At 45.3% G+C, this 18322-nt stretch carries 15 protein-coding genes; 5 read left to right on the top strand and 10 right to left on the bottom strand.

All coding sequences use genetic code 11. The features are described 5' to 3' along the window. Positions 1-36 precede the first annotated feature (36 nt). The 3 genes from C943_RS04735 (at position 37) to C943_RS04725 (ending at position 2733) form a co-directional block, all read left to right on the top strand. On the top strand, positions 37-1089 hold the full coding sequence (locus tag C943_RS04735) for a sensor histidine kinase (RefSeq protein ID WP_040479051.1): 1053 nt from the start codon (positions 37-39) through the stop codon (positions 1087-1089). 11 nt (positions 1090-1100) lie between these two features. Then, complete coding sequence (locus tag C943_RS04730) at positions 1101-1835, top strand: LytR/AlgR family response regulator transcription factor (RefSeq protein WP_008624797.1); 735 nt, start codon at positions 1101-1103, stop codon at positions 1833-1835. 142 nt (positions 1836-1977) lie between these two features. Further along, positions 1978-2733, top strand: a complete 756-nt coding sequence (locus C943_RS04725; protein ID WP_008624796.1) for a LytR/AlgR family response regulator transcription factor — start codon at positions 1978-1980, stop codon at positions 2731-2733. An 82-nt stretch (positions 2734-2815) separates the two neighbouring features. Here C943_RS04725 and C943_RS04720 read toward each other — a convergent pair whose 3' ends face one another. From C943_RS04720 to C943_RS04705, 4 genes are all read right to left on the bottom strand, one after another. Then, positions 2816-3115, bottom strand: a complete 300-nt coding sequence (locus tag C943_RS04720; protein ID WP_245545509.1) for a hypothetical protein — start codon at positions 3113-3115, stop codon at positions 2816-2818. A 465-nt stretch (positions 3116-3580) separates the two neighbouring features. Beyond that, positions 3581-4927 (bottom strand): PhoH family protein, encoded by a 1347-nt coding sequence (locus C943_RS04715; protein ID WP_008624793.1) that lies wholly within the window; start codon positions 4925-4927, stop codon positions 3581-3583. 257 nt (positions 4928-5184) lie between these two features. After that, positions 5185-5877, bottom strand: a complete 693-nt coding sequence (locus C943_RS04710) for an NAD(P)H-dependent oxidoreductase (protein WP_008624790.1) — start codon at positions 5875-5877, stop codon at positions 5185-5187. Between the two features lie 6 nt (positions 5878-5883). Then, positions 5884-6537 carry a Tll0287-like domain-containing protein gene (locus tag C943_RS04705; protein WP_040479046.1) on the bottom strand — a complete coding sequence of 218 codons (654 nt, stop codon included), beginning with the start codon at positions 6535-6537 and terminating at the stop codon, positions 5884-5886. Positions 6538-6712: 175 nt separating this feature from the next. Between C943_RS04705 and C943_RS04700 the strand changes: the two genes are divergently transcribed. Then, on the top strand, positions 6713-9523 hold the full coding sequence (locus C943_RS04700; RefSeq protein ID WP_008624786.1) for a YCF48-related protein: 2811 nt from the start codon (positions 6713-6715) through the stop codon (positions 9521-9523). Positions 9524-9739: 216 nt separating this feature from the next. Continuing rightward, the gene (locus tag C943_RS04695) at positions 9740-10990 is read left to right on the top strand and encodes a cystathionine gamma-synthase family protein (RefSeq protein WP_008624784.1); all 1251 of its coding nucleotides are present in this window, start codon (positions 9740-9742) and stop codon (positions 10988-10990) included. 117 nt (positions 10991-11107) lie between these two features. Here the strand turns inward: C943_RS04695 and C943_RS04690 are convergent, their stop codons facing one another. The 6 genes from C943_RS04690 to C943_RS04665 form a co-directional block, all read right to left on the bottom strand. Next, positions 11108-12493 carry a peptidylprolyl isomerase gene (locus C943_RS04690; RefSeq protein WP_040479042.1) on the bottom strand — a complete coding sequence of 462 codons (1386 nt, stop codon included), beginning with the start codon at positions 12491-12493 and terminating at the stop codon, positions 11108-11110. Continuing rightward, positions 12486-13379, bottom strand: coding sequence for a peptidylprolyl isomerase (locus C943_RS04685; protein WP_040479151.1), 894 nt, complete (start codon positions 13377-13379; stop codon positions 12486-12488). Before C943_RS04685 ends, C943_RS04690 begins: the two co-directional genes overlap by 8 nt. Next, positions 13333-15264 carry a peptidylprolyl isomerase gene (locus C943_RS04680; protein ID WP_008624769.1) on the bottom strand — a complete coding sequence of 644 codons (1932 nt, stop codon included), beginning with the start codon at positions 15262-15264 and terminating at the stop codon, positions 13333-13335. Before C943_RS04680 ends, C943_RS04685 begins: the two co-directional genes overlap by 47 nt. A 165-nt stretch (positions 15265-15429) precedes the next feature. After that, a complete protein-coding gene (locus C943_RS04675; protein ID WP_040479034.1) occupies positions 15430-15846 on the bottom strand; it encodes an ATP-binding protein in 417 nt (138 codons plus the stop codon). 3 nt (positions 15847-15849) lie between these two features. Then, positions 15850-16182: an STAS domain-containing protein gene (locus tag C943_RS04670; protein WP_008624767.1), complete on the bottom strand. Its 333-nt coding sequence runs from the start codon at positions 16180-16182 to the stop codon at positions 15850-15852. A 31-nt stretch (positions 16183-16213) separates the two neighbouring features. Then, positions 16214-18277, bottom strand: a complete 2064-nt coding sequence (locus C943_RS04665; RefSeq protein ID WP_040479031.1) for a PP2C family protein-serine/threonine phosphatase — start codon at positions 18275-18277, stop codon at positions 16214-16216. Positions 18278-18322 lie beyond the last annotated feature (45 nt).

Genomic DNA, 18322 nt, shown 5'->3' with positions numbered 1-18322 from the left:
CTCATGGAAGCCCCGTAGTATATTTGGCGCCTAACCATGAATAGAAAGCGATTATACTGGGTTTTGCAGATCTTGGGTTGGTCGGGCTATGCCCTTATCAACCTTTTTTTGGTTTCGCTCGACCGCAGGATTACGCTTATTCAAATTGGAGCCTACGTTTCCTTGGCGCTATTTTTCCTGGTTTCTACCCATGGCCTGCGCTTGGTTTTCAAGAAGTACGACTGGTTCAATTTGGGATTCCCCAACTTGTTGGCACGTACGCTACTGGCCTTGGTGATTTTGGGTGTGCTCAACACCGGCGCCCAGTTTATCATCAACTGGATATTCGGAACGCTTAATCCCGAAACAGATTTTCGATGGATTGTCGTCTCCGGCAATATTTTCGTTTCCTTTATTTATTACTTACTGTGGGTGATGGTGTATTTCCTTTACCATTTTTTGGATAATTACAACCAATCGCTCAAGTATCAAGCAAAGATCAACGAAATCCAGCTCAATCATCTCAAAAGCCAACTTAACCCGCATTTTATCTTCAATGCACTCAATTCCGTGAGGGCGCTCGTCGACGAAGATCCCGGCAAGGCCAAGCTTGCCATTACGCAGCTCTCCAACATCTTGAGGTTTTCGCTCATGATGGATAGAAAAAGAACGATCGATTTTGAATCCGAAATCAATACGGTGAAGGACTACCTCAATTTGGAGACGATTCGTTTTGAGGAACGTCTGAAGGTCAAATATGATATCGAGCCATCAGCATTCGATTTCAAGATCCCTCCCATGATGCTGCAGACAATTGTCGAAAATGCAATCAAACACGGGATTTCAAATAGGGTAAAGGGAGGCCTGATAGAGATCAAATGCAGGGAGGGTCTTGCCGACGACTTGATCGTCCAGGTCAAAAACAGCGGGCAATTGAGAAATAATGCGTTTGGCAGAAAACGGGACGGGGAAGGCCATGGTATCAGCAATACTATCCAAAGGCTGAAACTAATCTATGGAGAAAAGGCTTCCTTTAAAATATACAATTCCGGGAACGATTTTGTAATAACTGAACTTAAAATTCCAAAACAAAACCTTACATTAGGTTAAAATTCATGCACATGAGAGCACTGATAATTGATGACGAAAGACTGGCGAGAAAAGAACTGATCACCTTGTTGTCCCAATACGAACAAGTTGAAATCGTGGGAGAAGCCAATAACGTGGACGATGCCAAAGAGAAAATAGAGGCGTTGGCGCCAGATGTTGTTTTCCTGGATATCCAAATGCCCGAAAAGACGGGCTTTGATCTCCTGGAAGAACTGGACAATGTCCCCCACGTCGTCTTTACCACCGCATATGACGAGTATGCGATCAAGGCCTTCCAAGTAAATGCCTTGGACTATCTGCTCAAGCCCATCGAGCCAAAAAGGCTCGGCGAAGCGGTAGAAAAACTTTCCAAAAAGCTCAATGAGAATCAGGATCGCACTGAGGAAATCGCCAATATGGCAAACAGAAAACTGACATTGGATGATCAGGTTTTTGTCAAGGACGGTGATCGGTGCTGGTTTGTCAAATTGTCCAATGTTCGCCTGTTCGAATCCGACGGGAATTATATCAAGGTATATTTCGACAACTTTAAACCCATGATCCATAAGTCACTCAATGCTTTGGATGAAAGATTGAGCGAAAAATCGTTTTTCCGCGCAAGCAGAAAGCATATCATCAACCTCAGCTGGGTGGAAGCGATCGAACCATGGTTCAATGGAGGACTGGTTGTTACACTCAAAGGGGGCGATCGGATTGAGGTAAGTAGGCGTCAGGCAGCAAGATTTAAGGATATGATGAGCCTGTAGTGAGCGGAATTATCGGCATGGCGAAAAATTGAGATAAATATTGATTCAGAAAACTAAAATTTGTAAATAGCCCAATAATCACTTCACTGCATCAAAAATTTATTTAATTGTCACTAAAACGCAATATTTCCCCATTTAACTTATGAAAGAGGAAAGAATTCTTATTGTTGAGGATGATGTCAACATTGCCGAGAATATAGAGGAGATTTTGGAGCTTTTGGGCTATGTCAATATCGATATTGCCAACTCCGCCAACCAAGCAGTCAAAGTTGTAAAGAAATACAAACCTGACTTGGTGTTCATGGATATCAAGCTCAAAGGTGACAAAGACGGTATTGAATTGGGTGAGATCATCAAGCAAATGGTAGAAGTACCTTTGGTGTACGTGACCTCCTATTCCGATCCTACCATCATCGAAAGGGCAAAAAGAATCAATCCTGCAGGCTTCATCGTAAAGCCTTTCAACACAAATGACATACATGCGATTGTTGAGATTGTGCTTTACAACAAGCGTACAAAGCCGGCTGCAGAAGCAGTAACGGTCCGTGCAAAAGACGAAAGCCCATATCTCGTCACTGACGCAGTATTTATCAAAGCGGACAACGCGTACGAGCGTGTGCCCTACGAGGATATTTACTATGTGGAGGCAAATGGCAACATGGTGACCATTTACACAAAAGGAAGGAATTTCACCATCCGTAAATCCATGAAAGATATGGAAGAAAAGCTTCCCCCACATCTATTCCTCCGGGTGCAAAAATCATTTATCGTGCAGCTTTCCCAAATCGAAAGCTTTAATACAAAAGACATCAACCTGAGGATGGGTGCAGTTGTCCAAGTAGGACGACAGTACTATAACAGCTTTCTAGCCAAATTGAACACCATTACGGAAAGTTGATGAGTCTGCTGATGGAGATAATAAAAAAAGGTGGACAAAATCCACCTTTTTGCTTATTCAAAAAACCAAACAATCAACTAAACTATCTTACGAGGTAAAATTCCTGTTTTCCTACTGTCGTCAAGAAATCACCGTTGTCGATTACCTCTTTGAATCTTTTTTCAAGTTCTGTTTTGCTTCCGTAGAATTCGGCCACTACCTCTCCATATTTGTTTATCAAAGTAACGGTTGGGAATTCCCTGATGTCAGAAAGGTCCAATTCAAATGCGGGAACGTCTTCTTTTATCCCTTCTACACGCTCGATGGAATCCATCGGCATGACCACGCTGACAATGTCAGACTTCGCCTCGACCTTAGCGGCCCACAAGATGGTAAGTGCCATGATCAAACTTAAAAAGGCACATACATTTTTCTGAGTTAAAATAGTTGGTTTCATAATCTTATGTAATTAATAATAGTTGGTTTCTTTTTCCGTCCGCCCTGTTCGGCAGATGTATGCTTTATGCCAAATTCTGCTCCAAATTTTGTAAATAACTGATAATCAATGAAATATAATTTTGAATGCCAAACAAGTGTGTACGATACCGTACATATTGTTGCGTGGATTGATACAGTTTGATAACTCTTTTTGGGGGGTGAAAGGTTGCGCGGGAACGTTAAAAAAAGGTTAAAATGTCAAAAAAATCCGAATTATATTCTGATTGGAATTAAAACGAAGGAAAAAATCAGCAATAAATTTCGTATTGCTCTAAAATGAAAAATTCTCCCGAATCTTTTCCCCAAAACACAGAACAAAATCCTGAATTTGGCGAGAAAACGCAATCGGGAGAATCAAGACAGCTTTTGTTTACAACAAATCGTTGGCTAGATTGGCCAATTCGGACCGCTCACCTTTTTCCAACTTGATATGGGCATACAACGGATGATCCTTTACCCGATCAATAAGGTAGGAGAGACCGTTGCTTTGGCTATCCAAGTACGGCGTATCAATCTGGAAAATATCGCCTGTGAAGATGATTTTGGTATTTTCTCCCGCACGGCTGATGATGGTCTTGATTTCGTGTGGCGTCAGGTTTTGGGCCTCGTCCACGATGAAGAAAATGTTGGAAAGCGAGCGTCCACGGATGTAGGCCAAGGGCTGAATCACCAATTTCTCCTGATTGACCATCTCGGTGATTTTTTGGTATTCCTTGTCGGATTCTTTGAATTGGTTTTGGATGAACTTCAAATTGTCCCAAAGTGGCTCCATGTAAGGATTCAGCTTTGACTTGATATCGCCAGGAAGATAGCCGATATCCTTGTTGCTGAGGGGGACGATTGGCCTAGCCAGGAATATTTGCTTGTAATCCCTACGCTGTTCCAATGCTCCAGCCAAAGCCAACAAGGTCTTTCCGGTACCAGCCACTCCTTGTATCGACACCAATTTTACCCTTGGGTTAAGAATCGCATGCATCGCGAAAGTCTGCTCCGCATTTTTTGGTTTGATGTTGTAAGCCAACTTCTTGTCCACCCTTTCCATGGTGTTGTCCTCAGCGTTGTAGTATGCCAAAACCGAGTTTTTCTCGCTTTTCAGAATGTAGTAAGCATTTGCCTTTCGTTTCCTGGTGCCCAAGACATGCTTGGCCTCGACGGAATTGTATTCATAAATCTGATTGATGATTTCTTGGCCGATGCCTTCCAGGACATATTTGCCGGTATTTTCGAGCTCCTCGAGGTTTTTGATTTTCCCAGTCTCATAGTCTTCAGCGTGGATATCAAGCGATTTTGCTTTGAGGCGGAGGTTGATGTCTTTGGAGACAAGGATCACCCTGCGGTTTTTTTCCGTTTGCTGAAGATGAAGCGCTGCGTTAAGGATTTTGTGGTCATTTTTTTCCTCTCCAAAAATCACGTTCGCGTTCATCGCGTTTTCCGGATTCATCAAGACCTTGAAAAATCCACGTGTTTTCCCGTTGAGTGGTGTCCAGTGGTGGATCATTTGGTCCTTGGATAAGGTGTCCAACAATCGGATAAACTCCCGCGCTTCGAAATTCTTGGTATCATTCCCCTTTTTGAACTGATCGAGCTCTTCCAATACAGTAATCGGGATGACCACATCATGCTCAGCAAAATTCATAATGGAGTTGTGTGCATATAGGATAACGGAAGTATCCAGCACAAAGATTTTACGGTCTTTATCGGATTTTGCTCTTGGCATAGAATGGAAATTTACTAGGTCTTAATTAGGAAAAAGATAAAGAAATAAAAATTAGATTACCATTTTATATAGGAAAAATAGGGTTCTCTGATGATACTTTCAATGTAGCCGATTGATTGTCAGGAGGAAATATTTCGGATAGCGATCAGTCGAATACATTATGATGAAAAACCAAGTTTCGAGCGAGATGGGGTGCAATGAAATTAGGTCTCCTTCATAGCAATTTCCGAGCTTTCTTGTTTCGCCATCCATTCTTTTCACTCAAACCAAGTGTCCACCATCATGTCTACTTCTTGAAGCACCTGCTTTAGTTCCTCATAGCTTTTTCCGGAAACCCCCATCAAAAACTCGTGGTGGACGACCTCCATGCCGCAAAATCCAAAAATGCCGGTAGAGAAAAGTTTCTTTACCGCTTCGTCCATTTGTTCGGATTTGACAAATTCCTCACCCGCACCCGTGGTTTGTATGATACTGACCTTTTTCCCATTAAGTGGGGAGACTTTTGGGATTCCATTTTCATCAAAAGCGAAAGCGAAATTTGGCGTAAACACGCGATCCAAGTAGCCTTTCAAAATCGCAGGCGGAGACCACCACCATGTAGGAAAAACCAACACCAAATGGTCCGCCCAAAGAATTGCCTCCTGTTCGGCCAAGATATCTTGGGCATGTTGAAAATCGCCGTTTTCGTAGTTTTTCAATTCCTCCAAAGACAACACCGGATCAAAACCCAGTTGGTACAAGTCTCGTGTCTTCACCTCATAACCTTTATTGGAAAGCCTTCCTGAGACGGTCTTGCTGACTGCATGATTGAAACTCTCAACATTGGGATGTGCCAATATGATGAGTACTTTTCCAGACACAATCACATTGTCTGAAACCGCATAGGACATGGTTCCCATCAAAAAGTAGAGGAAGCATATCAAAAAGTATTTTTTGAAAGGTTTATTCATAGCTCGCTACATTCTCTTGACTACTTCTTTTTTGGGAATCCTGATGCTCCACATTCCCCGGAGGTCGCCGACCTTGTGGCCTGTCGCTTTGTCCTCAGGATATATTTGGTTAAGTGCCGCTTGGGTTTCGGGCTTGATATCCTCGCCCTTTTTTCCGTGGCAGTTCAGGCAAAGGGCGTTAGGGATTTGGATGGCTTTGGTGTAAAGCAGTACATCTCCATTTTCCAATTTCTGAATGTTCGGTTCGTTGGGGATTTGGTTTTCGACATTGTAAGTGTAGGCATCCAAAATGGCTTTTTCAGCTTCATCCGGTTTATCAAGTGGGTTACGGTAAGCGAACGAGGCTCTTTTTATTTGGACCCCATATTTGTCGGAGACATCTTTCAGGATGGGAAGCGCCTGTGTGTGACAGACCTCGATAGCCGCCGGAACACCCTTTTCTGAAATGGTCGTTTGCAGTACCGTGAGCAACTGTTGTTGGGCTTCAGTACTGATTTCGTCGCCCCATTTCATCGCCTCACGCACGATGTCTGCTTCACTGATTTTCCTGACTTCCATGCTCTTGGTGGCTTCCTCAAAAACCTCCTTACTGACCCTTTCATTTGAGCCACAGGCCATTAACATGCTGATTGGAATCAAAAATTTTAAGATTTTTTTCATTTTTTTCTGCCTTAGCACTTCTAAAAATAGCGGTAAAAGATGAATTCATGAAATCAATATTGTCGTTTGTGGGTGATGTCGGATAAGGTGTTAGGTAATAGGCGCTGGGGCGATTCCTAAAGTCTTTCATTTTTGGTATTTCCTCCTAATTTTGTATGCTCTCAATCACCAATTCATGAACAGAAGTTTTTTTTTCTCTCTCATTTTTGTGCTATTCCATGTCGCCGTGCAAGCCCAATCCTGGAAAAGGGTCGGAGCTTGGGGCAATCGGCTTACAGGCATTGACTGGGTGACCGAACAGATTGGCTTTGTATCAGGCGATCAAATTATACTCAAGACAATCGACGGTGGCCTAAGTTGGACAGAACAACTGGCGCCCGTCAAAACCCATATGCATGGGCTTGATTTTTTCAATGAGAACCTCGGATTGATGGTGGGAGAAAATGGGCAGGTATTCCGGACTACAAATGGCGGCGAAACCTGGTCTTTGATTAAACTGCCGACTGATAAGACCCTAAGAAGCGTTCAGTTTCTCAACCAAACCCGTGTCTATATTGTCGGCGAATCCGGTGAAGTATATCGTTCGACCAACAGCGGGTCTAGCTGGGCCAAACAATCCGTTGGATCTACGGTAAATCTCAATGGTATGCATTTCGCCAATGCCGATACAGGGTATGTCGCGGCTGCCGATGGCCGAATCCTGAGGACTTTCAATAGTGGTAACAACTGGGCATTTGTAAATACCGGCCAATCCAATGGCTTGAACGATGTGTATTTTACGAATGCAAAAAACGGATACGCCATCGGACAGCTCGGCACGATTTTGCGCAGCACTGATGCCGGGCAGACCTGGACACAGGTTACTTCTGGTACCGAACGCAACCTCAACACAGTTGCGTTCAATCGGACAAATCCTTTGTTGGGAGTTGTTTTGGGTGATACAGGCACCAGTCTACGGACAATCAACGGAGGCACCACCTTCGACGGCATCAATATTCCCACGACGCAAACCTTGCTGTCAGTAGATTTTCGATTTACATCCAATATCGTGTATGCCGTGGGCACCAATGGGGTGATTATTTCCTCTACCAATTCGGGGGGGAGTTGGACGGTCAGGCTGAGCGGTTTTGCGAAAGATTACACGGCGACACTATTTCGGACAGGGGTACTTGGGTATATAATTGGTGAAGATGGGTTGGTACTTGTAACATCCAATGGAGGAACCTCGCTGACGGATCGCACAAGACCACTTTCGGCGACGTTCCGCGATATTGCCTTTACCACAAATGCGTTTGGTTACATATCAGGTGATGAGGGCACAATTTTGCGAACATCCAATTCGGGTGCCAATTGGACCTCGCTCAACCCTGGAACAACGGATCCAATCCTCGGCCTTTTCTTCTTCAACAACACCAACGGATTTGCAGTCGGCAATAATGGTTTTATGGCGAGGACTGTAGATTCTGGAGTGAGCTGGCAAAAGATATCCGTCAACAATACCACCCGCCTACTTCGGGATGTTCATTTTTTCGATCTGAATGAGGGATTTGTTTTTGGGGAAAGTGGCTTCATTGCTTGGACAAACGACGGGGGCTTGACCTGGCAGAATGCGGTGAATCCAATCGCCCAGAATCTCAGGGGATTTTCCGTATTGGATACCCAAACAGCCTTGGTTGTCGGCGACAACGGCACAGTTCTGAAATCAACAGACAGGGGAAAAAGCTGGTCAGCAATCAATATTGGCGAAACCACCAACTTGAGGTCAGCACACTTTTTGGACGAGTCTATCGGATTTTTGGCTGGGGAAAATGGGCTGATGATGAATTCCCGGGATGGAGGACAAACTTGGCAAAAGATGCCAACAGGCACTTTCCAACACATCAATCGTATCAGTTTCGGGGATTTGAGCAGCGGATATGCGGTGGGCGACAACGGTACTTTGCTCAATTACAGTTGCCAGGTGCCGGATACGCCGACCTTGATATTCGGGGAATCAAATGTTTGTCTGGGGCCGTTTGAATACCAAATCCAGGAACCCATGGTAGCAGATATTGCTTACGAATGGCGTGTGGATGGTGGGACGATTTTGTCTGGACAAGGTACTACCAAAATTCAAGTACGCTGGGATACGCCTGGACGCAATGCTGTTCTCGTACGTGGCACCAATAATTGTGGAAATGGTGGAACCCAAGGGCTGGAGGTTGTCGTATCGACCCTTCCGCAGAGTATTTCCCAAGTCGAAGGTGACGGCGTGGTTTGTATCAATGGCAGTATGGACTATTCGGTAAATAGCGTTCCTGGGACAATTTACGTGTGGGAAGTCACCGGCGGCACTATCCTCCAAGGGCAGGGTACGGCAAGCGTTCGGGTGCAGTGGAACGTACTTGCCAGCCAAAACTTATCAGTGACGCCAAGCAACCCTTGTGGGCAAGGGCAAAAATTCAGCAGAACGATATCGGTGATTTCTCCACCCGAAAAACCCTCAGATATCTCCGGTCCTGATCGTGTCGCATTGACCGAAGAGACCTATACGGTGACTGCAGTAGCGGGAGTCAATTTCCAATGGTCTGTCTCCGGAGGTGGAGGAAGGATTGTCAGTGGGCAAGGTACCAATAGCGTGAAGATACGCTGGGAACGGGAGGGAGATTTCAAAGTAACCGTTGTTCCAACAAACAGTTGCAATGCAGGCCCTTCGAGCACTTTTGATGTCAATGTCAACATCATCACAAGTTTGGGCAAAGAGATCAATCCCTCCAGAATCAAGTTATATCCAAATCCAAGCAATGGAGAAACCTGGGTAGATTTCGAAGGAATTGTGGGTGTACGTTCGATTCGGGCCGTAGACATGCTCGGCAAAGAGCGGCTCTTGGTATTACCCGAAGAAGGTCAAACCAAAATCCGAATTGAGGGATTGACTCAGGGGATGTATATAATCTCGGTCAGCAGCCGTGAACAGGAATATTCTCTGAAACTGGTGGTGAAATAAGCATTTTTGGTTTTTGCCCAATTTACTATTTTGAGAGAACTCCAAAATGTCTAGGCGGCGATATTTCATTTTACCAGAATGCAATTAGCCATATTTAATGTTGAATTCTAAGAATATTATTAATTTTTTATTCAATTTTTCAGAATATTATTTCATTCATTGGCTTGATTATTTCTTGCTTTTTGGTGTCATTTGGGGCAAATAGACCCAAATACGATGCAGAATCGCCAATTTCATCCAGAAAGTCTGATGATGACTTTCGGATACAAGCCGGAGCTTTCCGAAGGGGCCGTAAAATGCCCCATTTTCCAAACCAGCACTTTTGTTTTCAAGACCGCGGAGGAAGGGAAAGCGTTTTTCCAAGTAGCCTACGGGCAGCGCGAAAAGCAACCCAACGAGGAACTCGGACTTATCTATAGCCGGCTCAACAATCCTGATTTGCAGATTCTGGAGGAGAGGCTTTGTTTGTGGGATGAGGCGGAGGAATGTGCGGTGTTTGAAAGCGGGATGTCTGCAATATCTACTGTGATGTTGGAGTTTTTGAGACCGGGGGATGTGATTTTGTACAGCAAGCCTGTCTATGGAGGCACAGATCATTTTATCAACAAAGTTTTGCCAGAATATGGCATCCATGGGATAGGTTTTACCAATTCGCAGTCGGCAGAAGAAGTCATACAAATGGTGAAAGATGCTGGCTTGGCTTCTAAATTGAAGATGGTCTACGTCGAGACTCCCGCCAATCCCACCAATGCCTTGTTTGATTTTGGAATCTGCCGGGAGGTTGCCGACAAGTTCTCTTCGGCGGAAAAAGAAGTCGTCGTCGTAGCTGACAATACATACATGGGACCGCTTTGGCAGCATCCGCTCAAGCACGGTGTGGACTTGGTGGTCTATTCAGCCACCAAATATATCGGTGGACACTCGGACTTGATCGCAGGAGCGGTGTTGGGAAAATCCAAGCATATGAAAAGGGTCCGCACCCTCAGGACCTTCCTCGGCAATATGGCTGGCCCTTGGACTGGCTGGCTGCTGATGCGGAGCCTGGAGACGCTGAAAGTGCGCATGACCCAACAAGCTCGAAATGCGGTCGAAGTTGCCGGATTTCTGAAGTCACATCCGAAGGTTGGAAAGGTATTTTATCTCGGCCATTTGCAGCCCGGAGACGTGCAGTACGATATTTTCAAAAAGCAGTTGAGCTGTGCCGGAGCCATGGTTTCCTTTGAGGTTAAAGGAGGCGAAGCCGATGCTTTTGTCTTTCTCAATCACCTGCGCCTGATCAAGTTGGCAGTATCCTTGGGCAGTACTGAGTCTTTGGCCGAGCATCCCGCAACGATGACGCATTGTGATGTTTCAGAGGAAGACAGAAAAGAAATGGGTATTTCCGAGAGACTAATCAGGCTATCCATTGGCGTCGAACATCACGAGGATATCATTTGGGATATCTCGCAGGCTTTGGAGAGGGTGTGAACCAGCCGATAAGGGACCGACTGAATTTTTCTAGTTGAAACAAAAAACCCTCCAAAGTAAAATAACTTTTGGAGGGTTTTATTTTTTTCCCGGAAAAGGAACTTCAGTTTCTTAAAGCTACTTTCCTTCAAGTACGTTGCAGCGGTCATAGGCTGGATCGACGTCGATAAATACGTCTTCCTTCGCCGTGACAAACCACTTGCTCAGCATGCCTTCCTCTTTTCTCCTTCTCGCGGCTGTCTTCAGCTTTTCATAGTCATCTTCCATATTGGCGCGGTGGGCGGGAAAGCGCTCTTTGTAGTAAAGGATCCTGACTTTGGTCCCTTCACGCTCATCTTCGAAGCGGATGGGCGGTGTCATCGATCCGACTTTCATACTGTCCAAGGTAAAATACAATACGGGATCTTCAAGCGTACGCAAAGTCAGTCGGTTTGAATTGGTCTGGGGGTCGGTAAAAAATCCACCATTGTCGGAAGTGGCGCGGTCATCGGAGTGGTCTTTGGCTGCTTTTGCAAAGTCGATGCGTCCTGCTTGGATTTCTTTGCGCAGACTGTCCAGATACCGTTCCGCGTCGCGGATATCGGCTTCTGTAGCCTCCGGACGGATGAGGATGTGACGTGTGTTAAATGTATTTCCCCTTCGCTCCAACAATTGGATCATGTGCATCCCAAACATCGTCTCCACGGGATCGGAAATCTCTCCCAATTGCAGGCCCAAGGCTGTCGCTTCGTATTCTGGCGCCAATTCGCCCCTTCTGAAAAATCCCAAATCCCCACCCTGAATAGCCGAACCTGGATCTTGTGAATATTGCTTGGCGAGCGCTGCAAAGTCGGATTTTCCATCTAGGATCAATTGTTTGAATGATTTCAATCGGTTGGCAATAGAATCCTTGACGTGGCGGCTGACTTCCGGCTTTTTGACGATTTGTCCCACAACCACTTCGGCTGAGAAGAATGGAAGTGAATCTTTTGGTATTGAATTGTAGAATTTTCTTACATCCGCAGGTGAAATGGTCAATCCTTCGGTGATTTTTGCCTGCATCCTTTGGGCGATCATCTGCTCCTTCATGACGTCATGGATTTCGGCTTTGAGTTGTTCTGCCGTTTTTCCATATACTTCGACCAAAGTATTTTCATCGCCGCCAAACTGCTGCATCACCATGGCAAAGCGTTGGTCCGCTTGGAACGTCACTTCCACATCGGACACGATCACAGAGTCAATTTCCGCTTTGGCCACCATCAGCTTGTTGATCAAAAGGGATTCGAAAACATCGCATCGTGTCGGCGCTTCAAATCCTTGGCGCGAGCTTGCAATGGCTTCGATATAAGCTTTTTGGACTTCAGATTCCAAGAGAATGTAGTTATTAACCTTGGCCACGATTTTGTCGAGGACTTGGCCGCTTGCCTTCGGCGCTTCTTGGGTCGTGGGTGTCTCTTGCGCCATCGTCGCAAAAGATACCATAATGCCGAAGAGGCTCATCCACACAAACTTGTGTTTATTCATAAACTGTAAACTCATTGTTGTCTTTGGCTCTGTTGTAAATTTCTTTTTGTAAATCTTCGACAAGGGAAATTCGCCTCTTGTTGATCAGGATTTTCGAGATTTCATCCTTTACGAACTCCAACGGCGGAACTTGGTCCTGCAATTTGTAGTCCAAAATCCTAAAGTAGTAGCGAAAACCTTCATCCTCAGCAGAAATAGAGCGGTTGTTTCTCACCAATTCTACCTTGTTGGGATGGGATGAAAGAGGCGTTCCGCCCAGGATTTCATCCAGCCTTACCCATGTGGAATCTTCCAGGAAATAGTTGCTTGCATATTTTCCCGCCAGATCTTTCAATTCCTCCAGCCGTCCACTTGCCATTGCCCTTTCTACCTGCCTAATCTGTGGGGAAGATTTTTCCATCTTCAGGTAGTTGGTACGGACAATGATTTCCTTTAGGCTGAAATTTTGTTGGTTTTCCCGATAATAGCCTTCAATTTCCGCCTCGCTGATATCCCTGTCCAGATTTTCCTCAACGTATTTTTTTTCGAATTCGTACACCATCAGGGCATACCTGTAATCGAGAAGTTTCCTGTTGAGTTCAGCCTCATCGATTTCCAGGTTTTGTTCTGCCTCCCGAATCATAAGTTGTTTTCTGATCCAAGATTGGACATATCCCTCCGCAATATTTGTACTATCTTCCTTCGACCCTCCTTGGCTGCTTATAAACGAAAGGTCGGACTGTCTGAGAACCTGATCTCCTACGGAAGCAACAAGTGGATCTTCTCCTTCGCTGTCCAATGACCTGAATTTGAACAAATCACAGGAGCTGAGGAGCAGCGCCGAAACCAAAATCCAAATCCTATTTTCCAACGGCAGTCTGGTAAAGTTTCCTCTTTTCTTCCTCATTGATTTGGACACTGTAGGTTTCCCTTAGCCGGTCCACCAAGGATTTGTCCAAGAATTCCTGGTACTCCTGGATGACTTTTCCACGTGTTTCCTCAAATTTTTTCGGTCCCGGAGGTACCTTATCTCCGAAAACAACAAAATGTGTTTTCCCGTCCTGCGTCAGTTCATGGAAGTTTCTGCCGTTATCCAATTTTTTCAAAATCGGATGCTGCGCCCACTCGTAAACTCCCTCTTCGTAAGTGAAGGCAAGTGGATTGTTGATCAAAAAGGTGTTTTCCAACCTGGATGAAAGGTTTGGCAGGTATTTCTTGTCTGCCAAAAACCGACGAACTGACGGGATGCTCTCCGCTTTGCCCATAGTGATTATCAGGGCTTGGATACGCTCGCTCCACTGATATCTGTCGATATGCTCATTGTAGAACTTAACCTGACCGAGGCTATCCTCGATCGCTTTTTGCCAAACTTGCTCATTCATCAAAGAAAACAACAAGATGCCGTCGCGATATTCCTGAATGAGAAGCTTGTATTCCTCATTGTTGGTCATGAGATCGTTGACTTCTGCATCTTGCAGAGTTGTCGATACGTAGCGATCAAAAAGATTGGTGAAGCCACTTTTTTGGCTGCCCTTTACGGAAAGTTGCTCTGCATCCAAGAAATCCAAAAAGTCCTTCACGGTTTTTGTTTCGCCACTCACCACAAACAGTGCCGATGAACCCAATCCACGCTCTTCGATCAGTTTTCTGGCCTCCGCTTGGGAATTGCCGTTGAAAATCTGATTTACAACCTCGACATTGGGCTCATTTTCGAGGAAACCATACCGTGATTTTTGTATCGCTACGACTTGGGATTGGATCAAGGTGGAGCGGGTGTCACGGAGAACCCGGGATTTGATCATAGGCTCCATCTCCTCATAGCTGGAAAGAGGGCGTCGCTCTTCCAGCCTGATGATATGATAGCCAAACGGCGTTCGGGTCGGGGCGGATATTTCGCCTTCTTCTTGCAGGGAAAACGCTGACCTTTCAAATTCCGGAATCACGGTACCCAAGCTGATCCAAGGCAATGACCCACCGGAATTCTTTGTCCCCGGATCTTCGGAATACAGTGCACACAATTCCTCCCAAGAGCTTTCGGGTTTCTGAAGTTCGGTGTATATCTCACTCACTTTTCTCAGGGCTCTTTCCTCGGAAACTGGATCGGTACCCTGTGAGCGGACCAAAATATGGGAAACTTTGATCTCCCCCGGATTTGGCATGCGGTCCTCGAGTTTGATAATATGGTATCCATAATCCGTCAGAATCGGATCCGAGATCTGCCCGATCTGAAGATTGTAGGCTGCATCTTCAAATGCGGAAACCATCTGTAAGGCAGTGAAATAACCCAAACTGCCTCTGTTATCCTTGGCAGACGGGTCGTCAGAATGCTCTACCGCCAATTGGTTGAAGTCAGCTCCCGCCTCTGCTTCTTCTTTGAGCTTCAGCGCCATGCGGAGCACCGAGATAGTATCGGCTTGGGAGGCATTGGGTGGGAACTGTAAGAGAATATGGCTGGCTTTGATGACTTCTTTCATTCGGTTGTAAGCTTTCATCAACTCACCTTCCTGAAGGGAATTCTTAATCAAAAAAGGCTGGGTCAAGTCATCCTTGAACATCTCAAATTCCCGTGAAAACTCTTCCGTTTTGTCAAGTCCAAGATTGACTGCCTCTCGCACCTTTAGCTTGTAATTGATGAAAAGTTCGAGGTTGGTAAAAAAGTCTGCGGAGTCGATTTTTTGTTCCGCCGTCTTGAATTGGCGGTTTTTCGAGAGCATGTACAAAAACTCCTCACCGGGGATTTCCTCGTCTCCTACGGTTAGCAGCGGCTTTTTGATTACTTCCTGAGGTCCCACGGGTTGTATGGTCGTTTTCGGACTACAGGAAATGACTGCTATCAATAGAATTGAAAGAAAACGGTAATGATTGAACATAAATGAATTCCCGAAAATCACTGCAATGTTACAAATTAAATTGAAAAATGTGGGGCGAAGCCGGCAGTTTGATGGTCTTATTAACAATTATTTGGATTTCAGAATTTTATACAATCGGCATATATTTTTGTTTTGGAAAGACTCAAATTCAATTTTGTCCATAATCCTTTTCACCAGTATAATACCCAATCCACCCTTGCGTTTGGATTTTATGACTTCAGTGATGTCGGGTTCTTGGTATTCGAGAATATTGAATTTTTCCCCTGAATCGATAATCTCAATCTTGAGGAGTTTTTTATCGCGGCTCACATTGATCTCGATGAATTCCTTGGGGTTGCAGTCGTGGGAATGAATAATCAGGTTGGCGGCTACTTCTTCTACCGCCAGGATGACTTGATGCTGTTCTACCTCAGACATGGTGGTGTCTGAAAGGATTCCCTGCAAGAAATCCCTCAATTCCACAAGCCGACCGGTATCACAATACAGTTTCATCGTCTTTTCCATTTTTCAGGACGCCAAGGCAGCGGATTTATCGGGTTTGATGCGGATCAATTGGTCAAGTCCAAGGATATGGAACACCTGGAACACTTTGTCCTTCAGCCCAAAAATGACCATTCCGATATTTTTTTCCTGAAATTCCTCCAAATAGGACATGAATACCCCCAGGCCCGCCGAGGAAATGTATTCCAGATCTGTACAATCTACCAACAGGTTTTCGGCTCCACTTTTAAGTAGTTCCTGTATGGCTGAATCCACATTCACTGAGTTACTGGCGTCGATTTCACCAGTCAGCTTCAGGATCCAATTGGGACTTTCGTGTGTTTTTTCGATTGTAAGCATGTGTTTAAAATACGCTTTTTCAGGTTATTGGTTATGAATGAAACTTGATGACCATCATCGTGAAGTCGTCGTCTGGGATTCCCGTCTCCCCGACAAAATCAAATACTTGGCTGATGATGTATTGTTGGATTTCCGCGGCCGCAAGTCGATGCGAATCCTTCAGGACTGATTTCAGTCTCTCATAACCGAATTCCACCCCCATTTTGTTTTTTGCTTCGATGATACCATCTGTGTACATCAGAAAGATGTCACCCGGTCCATACCCGATAGATGACTCGTGGATATAGCGCCCATATTGACTGTTGCGCAAGATGCCCAAGCCGAGGCCATCAGAACTCAGGTATTCCGCGTTTTCCGATTTGGCATTGTAATATAGCGTTGGGCAGTGGCCTGCACGGCAATACCGGATTTCCTTCCTGTTGGTATCAAGGTGGCAGTACGTAGTCGTGATGAAATGGTTTTTTTCAAGACATCTGCCCAAAGCGACGTTGGCCTTTTCGATGAATTCAGTCGGATTGGGGTTTGTCTGTACCAAGCTGTGGAAAATACCCTTCATCTGTGACATATTGAATGCCGCTGAAGTACCCTTGCCAGATACATCACCGATGATGATGGCATACTGGCCTTTGTCCAATTCCTTGGTTTCGTAATAGTCTCCGCCGACTTCGTCCGCTGCCTGAGAAAAGCCGCAGATATCAAAAGTTTCGTCGTGGTGCAAAACCCGCGGCAAAAGGCTTCGCTGTACCCTTTGGGCGATCTTCAATTCTTCCTTATACCGCTCCGTGCGGATGGCGTCGCTGAGCAAACGATAGTTTTCGACGGAAATACACGCCTGCCCCACGAAGGTGGTGATGATGTTCACCATTTCTTTGTTGAAACCGTCCTTGACTTCTTTGGCAAGAATGAGCCTGCCGATCGTTTGCTGGTTGACCACCAATGGGACGATGAATGCTGACTGGTAGATCGGATGTCGGAGTTTACCCAGGTATTTTTTCGAAAGGTTATCGGAATCCGACCATGAAAAATCCGAGAATGGCTTTGTACGCTCGATGAGTTCGGTGATTTCCGTCCTGATTTGTGCATCAATGAAGCGCTCGTGCAGGATTTGTTTTTCATTTCCCGACTCGACCATTTCCAGCCAGCCGGCATCCGCGTAAGAAGCACTCATGCTGGAATCCACCAAAATATCCAAGACTTGATTTTCGTCCTGGCCTGGCTTGATTGATTGACTGAGACGCTGGAAATTGATCGCTTCGACGAGCTTCTGCTCAAAGACCGAGGAAGTCGGCAAATTGAACAAGGTGACAAGGAAGCTCGAAAGTGCGTAGAGGAACACAAAGGTGGAAAGCCCCATCAAAAATAGACTGTCCGTAAGGTTGACAAATGCTATATCCGAATCACTATAGGACAAAAGTTCCAAAAGTAGGTAACTCGTACTCGCTATGATGATGGAAAGGAAGAGGATCGATTTCCACTTTTCCTTGAAAGTCAGGTAAGGTATCCACTTCAGATTGATGGAAAGCGTTGCCGAGAAAATGCCCAAGAATACCAGCCCGAAAAGGAAGCTGTAATCCATGACGTTGCCATTGATGTACACAAAAAACATGCTGACCAACAGCAGCACTTCAAAGGCCTGCCACTGTTGGACGACTTTCTTGGTTTTCTGATAGAGGATCAAGTGACGCCACAGCAGGGCATTCGAAATCAGAAAGATTGAAACCAAAGCAAAAATCACGTGGTAGAAAAAGTTGGAAAGTAAGGGATCTTGGGCCAGCCTGGTTTCTCCGAGCATTTTGTAAAACATATTGACCCCAAATGCAACTATCAAGGCCAACAGTCCCGTGGATGCGCCACGCCAAATCATGTTCAGGAAATCCGTATTCTCGTTTTTCTGTAAGGAATCGTTGTAAAAAACGTAGACAAGGATAAAAAACAGGATCTCCAATGTGTAGGAAATCTCGGGAGACATGGATGGCGCCATGCCGTTTACAAACTGGAAAATCCTCGTGATGTCCACAAACAGCAGCGACAGCCATGTCAGAATGGCCAGCAACAAACTAACTTTTCCGATATTTAGTCGAGGAAGGTTGAACATCGTAGGTTGGAGACACAATAATAATTAAACTAACTTAATTATTGC

Origin of the sequence: Mariniradius saccharolyticus AK6 (assembly GCF_000330725.2) — a bacterium.
GTDB classification, from domain to species: Bacteria; Bacteroidota; Bacteroidia; order Cytophagales; family Cyclobacteriaceae; genus Mariniradius; species Mariniradius saccharolyticus.
This window is presented reverse-complemented; position numbering and strand designations above follow the sequence as displayed.

What these genes read in the sequence shown, in the direction of transcription:
- C943_RS04675 (WP_040479034.1), bottom strand. Translation starts at nt 15,846, where the DNA reads ATGGAAAAGACGATGAAACTGTATTGTGATACCGGTCGGCTTGTGGAA.
- C943_RS04685 (WP_040479151.1), bottom strand. Translation starts at nt 13,379, where the DNA reads ATGAGGAAGAAAAGAGGAAACTTTACCAGACTGCCGTTGGAAAATAGG.
- C943_RS04700 (WP_008624786.1), top strand. Translation starts at nt 6,713, where the DNA reads ATGAACAGAAGTTTTTTTTTCTCTCTCATTTTTGTGCTATTCCATGTC.
- C943_RS04670 (WP_008624767.1), bottom strand. Translation starts at nt 16,182, where the DNA reads ATGCTTACAATCGAAAAAACACACGAAAGTCCCAATTGGATCCTGAAG.
- C943_RS04710 (WP_008624790.1), bottom strand. Translation starts at nt 5,877, where the DNA reads ATGAATAAACCTTTCAAAAAATACTTTTTGATATGCTTCCTCTACTTT.
- C943_RS04665 (WP_040479031.1), bottom strand. Translation starts at nt 18,277, where the DNA reads ATGTTCAACCTTCCTCGACTAAATATCGGAAAAGTTAGTTTGTTGCTG.
- C943_RS04730 (WP_008624797.1), top strand. Translation starts at nt 1,101, where the DNA reads ATGAGAGCACTGATAATTGATGACGAAAGACTGGCGAGAAAAGAACTG.
- C943_RS04725 (WP_008624796.1), top strand. Translation starts at nt 1,978, where the DNA reads ATGAAAGAGGAAAGAATTCTTATTGTTGAGGATGATGTCAACATTGCC.
- C943_RS04690 (WP_040479042.1), bottom strand. Translation starts at nt 12,493, where the DNA reads ATGAATAAACACAAGTTTGTGTGGATGAGCCTCTTCGGCATTATGGTA.
- C943_RS04695 (WP_008624784.1), top strand. Translation starts at nt 9,740, where the DNA reads ATGCAGAATCGCCAATTTCATCCAGAAAGTCTGATGATGACTTTCGGA.
- C943_RS04715 (WP_008624793.1), bottom strand. Translation starts at nt 4,927, where the DNA reads ATGCCAAGAGCAAAATCCGATAAAGACCGTAAAATCTTTGTGCTGGAT.
- C943_RS04735 (WP_040479051.1), top strand. Translation starts at nt 37, where the DNA reads ATGAATAGAAAGCGATTATACTGGGTTTTGCAGATCTTGGGTTGGTCG.
- C943_RS04720 (WP_245545509.1), bottom strand. Translation starts at nt 3,115, where the DNA reads ATGGCACTTACCATCTTGTGGGCCGCTAAGGTCGAGGCGAAGTCTGAC.
- C943_RS04705 (WP_040479046.1), bottom strand. Translation starts at nt 6,537, where the DNA reads ATGAAAAAAATCTTAAAATTTTTGATTCCAATCAGCATGTTAATGGCC.